At 69.6% G+C, this 10418-nt stretch carries 7 protein-coding genes and 1 pseudogene; 5 read left to right on the forward strand and 3 right to left on the reverse strand.

The genetic code is table 11. From position 1 onward, the window contains the following. The first annotated feature begins 119 nt into the window (after positions 1–119). Together QH195_RS01465 and QH195_RS01470 are read left to right on the forward strand one after the other, a co-directional pair. Complete coding sequence (locus QH195_RS01465; protein WP_280434041.1) at positions 120–2108, forward strand: APC family permease; 1989 nt, start codon at positions 120–122, stop codon at positions 2106–2108. A gap of 69 nt (positions 2109–2177) precedes the next feature. After that, on the forward strand, positions 2178–3566 hold the full coding sequence (locus QH195_RS01470; protein ID WP_280434042.1) for a class I SAM-dependent RNA methyltransferase: 1389 nt from the start codon (positions 2178–2180) through the stop codon (positions 3564–3566). Between the two features lie 339 nt (positions 3567–3905). Here QH195_RS01470 and QH195_RS01475 read toward each other — a convergent pair whose 3' ends face one another. Then, positions 3906–4580 (reverse strand): SIMPL domain-containing protein, encoded by a 675-nt coding sequence (locus tag QH195_RS01475; protein ID WP_280434043.1) that lies wholly within the window; start codon positions 4578–4580, stop codon positions 3906–3908. Between the two features lie 221 nt (positions 4581–4801). On the opposite strand from QH195_RS01475, the gene dxs reads away from it, so the two are divergent. Beyond that, positions 4802–6700, forward strand: a complete 1899-nt coding sequence (gene dxs / locus QH195_RS01480; protein WP_280424446.1) for a 1-deoxy-D-xylulose-5-phosphate synthase — start codon at positions 4802–4804, stop codon at positions 6698–6700. Positions 6701–6707: 7 nt separating this feature from the next. Here dxs and QH195_RS01485 read toward each other — a convergent pair whose 3' ends face one another. Then, positions 6708–8078 (reverse strand): ribonuclease D, encoded by a 1371-nt coding sequence (locus QH195_RS01485; protein ID WP_280434044.1) that lies wholly within the window; start codon positions 8076–8078, stop codon positions 6708–6710. 38 nt (positions 8079–8116) lie between these two features. After that, on the reverse strand, positions 8117–8752 hold the full coding sequence (locus QH195_RS01490; protein ID WP_280424444.1) for a DUF3000 domain-containing protein: 636 nt from the start codon (positions 8750–8752) through the stop codon (positions 8117–8119). Between the two features lie 186 nt (positions 8753–8938). On the opposite strand from QH195_RS01490, the gene hemE reads away from it, so the two are divergent. Further along, positions 8939–9994 (forward strand): uroporphyrinogen decarboxylase, encoded by a 1056-nt coding sequence (gene hemE, locus QH195_RS01495; protein WP_280434045.1) that lies wholly within the window; start codon positions 8939–8941, stop codon positions 9992–9994. 166 nt (positions 9995–10160) lie between these two features. Further along, positions 10161–10418, forward strand: a pseudogene (locus tag QH195_RS01500) (hypothetical protein); the annotation flags it as partial.

Here is a 10418-nt window from a genome sequence, read left to right on the forward strand (position 1 = left end):
AACGAACCGTACTCGCCGGTTCGCGCCCTCTGCCAGATTCCCCCTGCCGAACCCGGGCAAACCGGTAATCCGGTAATGCCTGGCGGCGCCGCGCCGTGCGGGGGCTTATGCTCCGTCCAGTGTCGAAGTTGACGACCGCCACCAAACGCCTGGTGCTGGGGCGGCCTTTCCGTAGTGACGCCCTGGGCCATACCCTGCTGCCGAAACGTATCGCGCTGCCGGTGTTCGCCTCGGATGCCATGTCCTCGGTCGCCTATGCGCCCGAGGAGATCTTTCTCGTGCTGTCGGTGTCCGGGCTCGCCGGTTACGCCTACGCGCCGTGGCTCGGACTCGCCGTCGCGATCGTGATGGTCATCGTGGTCACCAGCTACCGCCAGAACGTGCACGCCTACCCGTCCGGCGGTGGCGACTTCGAGGTGGTCACCACCAACCTCGGGCCCACTGCCGGCTTGACGGTGGGCAGCGCGCTGCTGGTGGACTATGTGCTGACGGTCGCGGTCTCGATATCCTCGGCCGCGTCCACCATCGGATCGGCCATACCGTTCGTCGCCACACACAAGGTGCTGTTCGCGGTGGCCGCCATCGCCCTGCTCACCGCGATGAATCTGCGCGGGGTGCGGGAATCCGGGCGGACGTTCGCGCTGCTGTCGTACGCGTTCCTGCTCGGGATGTTCGCGATGCTCGGCTGGGGTCTGCTGCGCATCTTCGTCCTCGGCGACGAAGTGCGTGCCGAATCGGCGTCGTTCGAACTGCGGGCCGAGGAGGAACATCTGGCCGGAGTGGCGTTGGTGTTCCTGCTCGCTCGCGCCTTCTCCTCGGGGTGTGCGGCACTGACCGGTGTCGAGGCGATCAGCAACGGAGTCCCGGCGTTCCGCAAGCCGAAATCCCGGAACGCCGCGAGCACCCTGCTGCTGCTCGGCGGGATATCCATCGTCCTGCTGCTCGGCATCATCGTGCTCGCGCGGCAAGCACATGTGGTCTTCGCCGAAGATCCCGCGCATCTGATCGGTGCCCCGGCGGGTTACCAGCAGAAAACGCTGGTCACGCAGATCGCGCACGCGGTATTCGACACGTTCACGCCCGGTTTCTACTTCGTGGCGGTGGTGACGGCGGTGATCCTGGTACTGGCGGCCAACACCGCCTACAACGGGTTCCCGGTGCTCGGCTCGGTACTGGCCCAGGCCCGGTTCCTGCCCCGCCAACTGCACACCCGCGGTGACCGGCTGGCCTTCAGCAACGGCATCCTGTTCCTGGCGGTCGGGGCGATCGGCTTCGTGGTGGCGTTCGACGCGGAAGTCACCAAGCTCATCCAGCTCTACATCATCGGTGTATTCGTCTCCTTCACCCTCAGCCAGACCGGCATGCTGCGGCATTGGACCCGCCTGCTGCGCCGGGAAACCGATCCGGCCGAACGGTCGCGGATGGTGCGGTCACGCGCGATCAACGCGCTCGGTCTGGTGGCCACCGGCGCCGTGCTGGTGGTGGTGCTGATCACGAAATTCTTCGCCGGCGCCTGGATCGCGATCGTGACGATGGCGGTGATCTTCGTGGTGATGAAAATGATCCACCACCATTACGATTCGGTGGCTCGCGAGCTGGAAGAACACGAATGGGACGGGGTCCTGCCCAGCCGGACCCATTCGATCGTGCTGGTGTCCCGGTTGCATCTGCCGACCCGGCGCGCGTTGGCGTACGCGCGCGCCGGCCGACCGGATACGCTCGAGGCGATCACGGTGAACGTCGACGAGGAAGACACCCGCGCGCTCGTCCGGGACTGGGAGAGCAGCGATATCTCGGTGCCGCTGAAGGTCGTGGAATCGCCCTACCGCGAGATCACCAAACCCGTTCTGGACTATGTGAAACGAGTACGCAAGGACGCGCCCCGCGATGTGGTGACGGTGTTCATCCCCGAATACGTCGTGGGGCACTGGTGGGAGCAGGTGCTGCACAACCAGAGTGCGCTGCGGTTGAAGGGCCGGCTGCTGTTCGAGCCCGGAGTGATGGTGACCAGCGTGCCGTGGCAGCTCAGTTCCTCGGCGCGGGCCCGTACCGCGGGCGAGCATGCGGCGCCGGGTTCGGTACGACGTGGGTACGGCGACAATGGGTGAGCTCGCGACCGTGCCGGTACAGTACCGACCTGCCGGCACCGTCGAAGGCGGACAGGGAGAAAAGGACCTATGACTTCCTGGCGCGATCGTGTCCTCGAGGTGCGGCTCGGCCCGCCCGGGCATGGTGGGTTCTGTGTGGCCCGATACGAGGGCCGGGTGGTATTCGTCCGGCACGGCCTGCCGGGCGAACTGGTCGCGGCGCGGGTCACCGAGGATCGGGGCGGAGCGTTCTGCCGAGCCGATGCGGTCGAGATCCTGGAACCCTCACCGGACCGGGTGCCCCGGAACTGCCCGGTGTCCGGCCCGGGCGGCGCAGGATGCTGTGATTTCGCTCACGCGACCCCGCCGGCACAGCGTGCGCTGAAATCCACGGTCGTCGCCGAGCAGCTGCACCGGATCACCGGTATCGAGCGGGAACCGGAGGTCGAACCGATTCCCGGCCCGCCCGATGCGGCCGGTGGCTGGCGCACCCGGATCCGGCTCGTGGTGGATGCCGCCGGGCGGGCCGGAGTGCACCGGTACCGCAGTAGCGACGTGCTGCCGGATCTGCGGTGCCCGCAACCGGTTCCGGGCGCGCTCGACGGAATTGCCGAGCGGCGCTGGACGCCCGGCGCGGATCTGGTGATCGCGGTGGACGACGAAGGGCACCGGCATATCGTCGAGCTCGCCCCGGCGCCGCAGCCGGGACAGCGCCGCGGTGCCGGCCCGCGGGACGGGCGGCGCGGGCCGGGTGACCGGCCGCGGGGCGTCCGCCCGAAACCCGAACGCGGCTCGTCCGCTGTGGCGGGGCCGGACGAGTCGCTGTCTGACACTCCGAACGGTCAGCGCCGCCGCGCTGTGGCCCGCCGTGCCGCCGCGCATACCGCGCGCGACGAATGGGTGCTCGAGGGAACCGGCCGCGCCGTCCAGTACGTCGCGGGACGCCGCTGGGACGTCTCTGCGACCGGCTTCTGGCAGGCCCATCGCGGCGCCGCCGGACGCTACTCCGACCTCGTCGCCGAATGGGCCGATCTGACCCCGGGAGCGACCGCCTGGGATCTCTACAGCGGTGTGGGCGTGTTCGCGGCCCGGCTGGCGGCACAGACCGGTTCCGCGGGCGCGGTCCATGCGTTGGAATCCGCACCGGGCGCGGTCGCCGACGGCATTGCCGCGCTCGGCGACCTGCCGTGGCTGTCATTCCAGTCGGGCCGGGTCGAGCGGTGGGTCATGGGTCACTCCGGGCCCGGACCGCAGGTGGTGGTCCTGGACCCGCCGCGAGCCGGTGCCGGTAAAACCGTGATCTCCGCGGTGGCCGCGGCGGCGCCGGACCGCATCGTGCACATCGGTTGCGATCCGGCGTCCTTCGCTCGCGATCTACGGCTGTATCTGGACGCCGGCTACCGGCTCGGTGCGCTGCGTGCCTTCGACGCGTTCCCCGCGACCCACCACGTCGAATGTCTCGCGCTGCTGGAACGCTGAGGTTACGCGTCGGCAAGTAGGCGGCACGCGGCCTGCCCAGGCCGGGACCGGATACATTCCGACGGGTCGAACAGCCGCCGCTCCGCCTCGCGAGTACTGGGCGAACGCTGCGAATCGGCCGGTAACCGACTCGGCTGTCCGTGATCTCCACGGTCGTGTGGAGCAGGCTCGACTCGGGTGGCCCCGCCGGTACCGGCCAGACCCCCTTACGGCCGCACAGCGCATGAACTCCGACTCGGGCCCGGTCCCGAGGGCCAGGTGCACGACGGTGGGGCTCGGGACCGGCGGCCGCCGTGCTGTCCGGGCGGACTTCTTCGCCGGCCGAGGTGGACCCGTGCGTCAGCCCAGGTGCCAGGTGACCCGCAGGATCGCGGATATCTCCTGTTCGCCGGGTTCCACCGGCACCGGGGACTGGCTCGTCGCCGCGACCATTCGGACGCCGCCGGACTCCTGCGGCGCGCGGGGCGCGGGTGCGGCGGTGTCCTCGGTGATCTCGAGCACCGGTCCCAGGTCGCGGGCGGCCCGGCGGGCGTATTGGCGGGCCCGGTCCAGGGCGTCCTCCCAGGCCGCATCCCGGGCACGCGTCAGCAGCCGGGTGTGGTCGGCGAAGGAGTGCTGCAGGCCGCCCAACCGTGCGTCGTCGCCCCCGGCGGCCACGGCGTGCGCGATGACCCCGGCCGGGTCCGGCCCGGCGCCCGGTGCGCCGGATCCGGGCCCGCTCAGGGTGATCCGCAGTCCGCTGGTCGCGATATATCCCGTGATTCTGGATACACCGTCCTGCCACGCCATATCCGAACGCACCGACAGCACTCCGGTGGCGATATCGGTGTCCGGCACCGCGTCCTCCCGCAACGCGGTGGTGATCGCGGTCAACCGGCGGCCGGCCTGTTCGTAGGCGAGGCCCACCGTGCTCGCGCGACATTCCACCCCGATGCCGACGACGATCAGATCCGGTACCGCACGTACCGTGCCCTGGCCGAATACGGTGACGGTCCCGGTCTGCGGATGGTTCATCCGGCCTCCTGGTATCGGGGCCGCGGCGGTCGTGTGACGCGCCGCGGCCGCAAGTGCACGCGGTTCGCGCGGCATACGTCGTTCACCTTAGGGTGGACGGATACGCCGGACCGCGGATCCGGCCCGGTGCGGCGGTGCGCAGCCCTCGTCGTCGGGTGCGTACTCGGCCGCGGCTCCTAGACTGGTCGGATCAACTGCGCTATCCGGAGGGAGCGAATCAGGTGGGAGTGCTTTCCCGGGTCGATACGCCCGAAGACGTGCGTCGGCTGTCGGTACCGCAACTGCGGGAGCTGGCGGCGGAGATCCGTGAGTTCCTGGTGCACAAGGTCGCCGTCACCGGCGGGCACCTGGGCCCGAACCTCGGGGTGGTGGAACTCACGCTCGCACTGCACCGGGTATTCGATTCGCCCGCCGACCCGTTGATCTTCGACACCGGCCACCAGGCCTATGTGCACAAGATCGTGACCGGTCGTAAGGACCGCTTCGACTCCCTGCGCCGCAAAGACGGGTTGTCGGGGTATCCGAGCCGCGCAGAGAGCGAACACGACTGGGTGGAGTCCTCCCACGCCTCGGCCTCGCTGTCCTATGCCGACGGTTTGGCCAAGGCGTTCGCGCTCACCGGGCAGGATCGCCATGTCGTCGCGGTGGTCGGCGACGGGGCGCTCACCGGCGGTATGTGCTGGGAAGCGCTGAACAATATCGCCGGTGCACCGGACCGTCCGGTGGTGATCGTGGTCAACGACAACGGGCGATCCTATGCGCCGACCATCGGCGGCCTGGCCGAGCGGCTGACCGCGCTGCGTACACAGCCGGTATACGAGCATATGCTCGACACGGGCCGCCGTTTCCTGAAAAGCATTCCCGGCGTGGGAGATTCCGCGTACTCGATGGTGCACGCGGTGAAGGCCGGAATCAAGGACGCGGTGAGCCCGCAGGAACTGTTCGGCGATCTCGGGCTCAAATATGTGGGCCCGGTGGACGGCCACGATATCGTCGCGCTGGAATCGGCGCTGCGCCATGCCAAGGAATTCGGCGGCCCGGTGGTGGTGCACGCGGTCACCCAGAAAGGACACGGCTACGAACCGGCCGAGAACCATGTGGCCGATCAGATGCATGCCTGCGGTCCCATCGATCCGCGTACCGGCGAGGCGGTGAGCAAGGGCGGAGCGGCCAGCTGGACCTCGGTCTTCTCCGCGGAACTCATCGCCCACGCCGAACGCCGCGCGGATATTGTCGCGATCACCGCGGCCATGCCCGGTCCCACCGGTCTGTCCGCGTTCGGGGAACGTTTCCCGGACCGGCTCTTCGATGTGGGAATCGCCGAACAGCATGCGCTCGCCTCGGCGTCGGGGCTCGCGCTGGGCGGTCTGCATCCGGTGGTGGCCATCTATTCGACCTTCCTCAACCGCGCCTTCGACCAGCTGCTGATGGATGTGGCGTTGTTGAAACAACCGGTCACCCTGGTTCTGGACCGGGCCGGGATCACCGGCGCGGACGGCGCCAGCCACAACGGCATGTGGGATCTGTCGCTACTGGGGATCGTGCCGGGGATGCGGGTCGCCGCGCCCCGGGACGCCGCCACCCTGGCCGAGGAACTGTCCGAGGCGCTGGCGATCAACGATGGACCTACCGCGCTGCGATTCCCCAAGGACAGCGTCGGCGCCGATATCCGGGCCGTGGAACGTCTCGACGGGGTGGATGTGCTGTGGCTGCCGGACCGCGAGGGCCCTTCGGCACGGGCCCAGCGCGGTGATGTGCTGCTGGTGGCGGTCGGCTCACTCGTACCGGCCGCCCTGCAGGCCGCGGAACTGCTGGAGGCCGAGCAGATCAGCGCGACGGTGATCGACCCACGCTGGGTGCTGCCGGTATCGGACACCATTGTCAAACTCGCCGAGAACTATCGGCTGGTGGTGACCCTGGAGGACAGTGGTCTGCACGGTGGGATCGGTTCGACCGTATCGGCCCGCTTGCGCGCGGCCGGGCTCGACATTCCGGCCCGGGATATCGGGATTCCCCAGGAATTCCTGGACCACGGAAGTATCGCCCAGGTGCGTCAGGACCTGGGCCTGACGGCCCCCGATATCGCGCGCCGCGTCGCCGGCTGGCTGAACGCCGGCTGACGACGGTTCATTCCGCCGGGGCCGCCGTGAGCGCCCCGGCGAGCGCGTCCGCCGTGAGTTCGCGCTGCCACGGCCTGGCGCCGTGGGATTTCAGGAAACCGTCGATCGTGGTGGCGAGCTCGCTCGCCGATTCCGGACCGAGCCGGTAATCGGGCAATCCGTCCCAGCACAGCCGGCGCACCAGCTCGGGTGCGAGCAGATTCTCGACCGGTACCGTGACCTGCTCCGAGATCCGCGCCATCGCGGCCCGGGCCCGGGTGAGCCGGGCGGCCGCGGCGGGGTCGCGGCGTTCCCAGCGGTTGACCGGCGGCGGGCCCTCATAGGGCTGGCTCATCCGCGGCAGATCATCGTCGGACAGGGCGCGGGCCCGCTCCACCGCTCCCAACCACTCCCGCGAGTAGCGGCGCTGCCGCGGACCACCGAAAACCGGTAACTCGCGCAGTTGCCCGATGCTCTTGGGGTCGGCGTTCGCGGCGGCGATGATCGCCGAATCCGGGAGGATTCGCGACGGCGCGATATCGCGACCGCGTGCCAGGGTGTCCCGGGTGGTCCAGAGTTCCCGGACGATCGCCAGCTGGCGGGCCCGGCGCAAGGTGTGTATCCCGGAGGTCCGACGCCACCGGTCCGGTTTGGGCGCCGCGGGTTCGGCGAGCCGGATATGCTCGAATTCCTGCGCCGCCCAATCGGTTTTCCCCTGTTCGGCGAGGTGCGCGGCCACCGCTTCGTGGAGTTCGGGCAACAGTTCGACATCCAGGGCGGCGTAGTTCAGCCAGGCCTCGGGCAGTGGCCGGGTCGACCAGTCCGCGGCTCCGTGCCCCTTGCGCAGGGCCCGGCCGAGCAGCTGTTCGACCATGGCGGCCAGACCGACGCGAGGAAAACCCGCCAGCCGGCCGCCCAGTTCGGTATCGAACAGTTTCGCCGGTCGCAGCCCGAGTTCGGCCAGACCGGGCAGGTCCTGATCGGCGGAGTGCAGGATCCACTCCAGGCCGTTGATCGCCGCTGCCAGCGGCCCCAGCTCCGCGGTGACCGGAATCGGATCGATGAGCACGGTGCCCGCCCCGGCGCGGCGCAACTGGATCAGGTAGGCGCGCGAGGAATAGCGGAAACCCGAGGCGCGTTCGGCATCGACGGCCAGCGGGCCGGTTCCGGCGGCCAGGCGTTTCGCGGCCGAAGCGACCTCGTCGGGGGTCGCGCATACCGGGGGGATACCGTCGGCCGGGGCCAGCAGTGGGACCGCTGCGGGTGGTTCGGGCAGCCCGCTCTCCGATGTCGAACCTGCCTGTGTGCTGTCCACCCCCGGCCCGGACGCCGATGACGGCGCGGCGCCACCGTCCGGGCGGCCACCGGACAGGTGTTCGGGCTCCTCTACTACCGGCATAAAGGGCCACTCTACGTGGCCGAGGCTACGGCCGATATTCAACCACGGTCGGTGTGGGTGGACTCCGACGGCCGAAGATCGGTGATACCCGCGGGTGGCAGACCCGCCGCGTAGGCCAGTACTTCACCGAAAGCTTCTACGTGCGGAGCCATCTCGGTGGACCGCGCCGTCCAGGATGCCCGCAGTTCCAGCTGATGAGCCCGGGGTGGGCCGGCGATATCGCCGTAGCGCACCGAACTGGTCGAGGTCACGGTTCCACCGAGCGCGGTGAACGGTTCGTCGCGCGATTCCAGGGCGTCCACCAGCCAGCTCCACGCGACCTCCGGGAGCAGTGGATCGGCCGCGAGGGCACCGTCGATATCGGCCTGGATATAGGCGACCAGCCGGAACACTCCGTGCCACGCCTCGTCGCCGTTCGGGTCGTGTAACAAAATGAGCCGGCCGAAGGCGTCACCGTCGGAATCGATGGGCACCACCGGCGAATCCTCGTGGATCACCTCGGCGCCGAGTGCGTAGGAGTACGGGGCGAGACGCTGCGGCGGCCGGATCGGGGACAGTTCGATCCGCGGGTGTACGGACGCGGCGCCCATCGCCGAAACGGCAGCGCGAAACGATGCGGGTTCGTCGCCGGGCCCATCGTTCGGTGCGCCGTCGCGGATATCGAGCGGTGTCACGGGAGTGACGGTAGACCTGTAGTAGCCGGGGCGTGTGGAGGCGCGCCGGGCGACCGTTGTTGCTGGGTGTTCGTGGCCCTTCGTGGTAAATACCGCGCAACCGGTCCTGCTGTTCATCCGTTCGCGGGCGGGGAGTGGTCCGGGCTTGCACGCTGTGGCGGGCGGGGCCGCATACGATGGCCGGTGATGAGCACTTACACGCGCCGCCAGTTGTCCGATGCCCCGTTCCTGGCCGCCGCATCCGGGGCGGCACCGGCCCGGCGGCCGGTATGGTTCATGCGGCAGGCCGGGCGCTCGCTGCCCGAATACCGGGAACTGCGGGCCGGTATCGGGATGCTGCAGTCCTGTTTCGATCCGGAGCTGGTCTGCGAGATCACCCTGCAGCCGATCCGCCGGCACGGTGTGGACGCCGCGATCCTGTTCTCCGATATCGTCGTCCCGCTGAAAGCGGCCGGTATCGATCTCGATATCGCGCCCGGGGTGGGCCCGGTCGTCACGTCTCCGGTGCGGACCGCGGCCGATGTCCAGGCGCTGCCCCGGCTGCGGCCCGAGGAAGTCGGGGCCGTCACCGACGGGGTCCGGTTGCTGGTCGGGGAACTCGGGCAGACCCCGCTGATCGGATTCGCCGGCGCCCCTTTCACCCTGGCGTCCTACCTGGTCGAGGGCGGGCCGAGTAAACATCATGAGCGCACCAAGGCGATGATGCACGGTGATCCGGCCGCCTGGCACGCACTGCTCGGTGTGCTCACCGATATCACCATCGTGTTCCTGCGCGCCCAGCTCGAGGCCGGGGTGGACGCGGTGCAGCTGTTCGATTCGTGGGCGGGCGCGCTGTCCCTGGCGGACTATCGCCGCTATGTCATGCCGCATTCGGAACGGGTTTTCGCCGAGGTCGCCGATGCCGGTGTGCCCCGGATCCACTTCGGTGTGGGCACCGGGGAACTGCTCGGCGCGATGGGGGAGGCCGGCGCCGATGTGGTCGGTGTCGACTGGCGGGTACCGCTGACCGAGGCGGCCCGCCGCGTCGGACCCGGCAAAGCCCTGCAGGGCAACATCGACCCGGCGGTGCTGTTCGCCGGCTGGCCGGTCGTGGAGGCCGAGGCGCGGCGGATCGCCGACGAAGCGGACTCCGCGGTGGCGATGGGCGCCACGGGCCATATCTTCAACCTCGGCCACGGCGTGCTCCCGGATACCGATCCCGGCGTACTGACGGCACTGGTGGAGCTGGTACACGAGCTCTAGGATCGCCGGCTCGTGTCACGGTTGCTGCGGCCGTGCCGGCGTTCGCGGGGCTGCCCTCGTCGAGAGTGCCCGCCAGGCTTTGTCCCGAGCGGCACGGGGCGCGTCCGATCGCGCTGCACTCGGCAGCTTCCGGATCGGGAAGGCGGCGACCGGTGCGAGTGGGCCGTTGCATCGTGCGGCCGACGAGCGCGCACTTCCGGATCGCCGCCGGCTCGGCGCCGAGACGCCGGCCGGATCAGCAGGTTGCCGAGGCAGGCTCGACGACGACGTCGCAAGGTGCTCGAGTCCGGACCCGGCCGCGCTCGACGATTTCGTCCGGCAGATGGCCGGTTACGCCGACCTCGGGGTGCACACCGCGATCGTGATGCCGCCCGGTGGCTCGCCGGCGGCGTGGATCGACAGCGTGGGGTCGGTCGTACCGCAG

The organism is Nocardia carnea, assembly GCF_029868855.1.
In the GTDB taxonomy this organism is placed as follows: Bacteria; Actinomycetota; Actinomycetes; order Mycobacteriales; family Mycobacteriaceae; genus Nocardia; species Nocardia carnea_A.

Coding starts and splice junctions, on each gene's coding strand:
- QH195_RS01485 (WP_280434044.1), bottom strand. CDS start 8,078: ATGCCGGTAGTAGAGGAGCCCGAACACCTGTCCGGTGGCCGCCCGGAC.
- QH195_RS01470 (WP_280434042.1), top strand. CDS start 2,178: ATGACTTCCTGGCGCGATCGTGTCCTCGAGGTGCGGCTCGGCCCGCCC.
- QH195_RS01475 (WP_280434043.1), bottom strand. CDS start 4,580: ATGAACCATCCGCAGACCGGGACCGTCACCGTATTCGGCCAGGGCACG.
- hemE (WP_280434045.1), top strand. CDS start 8,939: ATGAGCACTTACACGCGCCGCCAGTTGTCCGATGCCCCGTTCCTGGCC.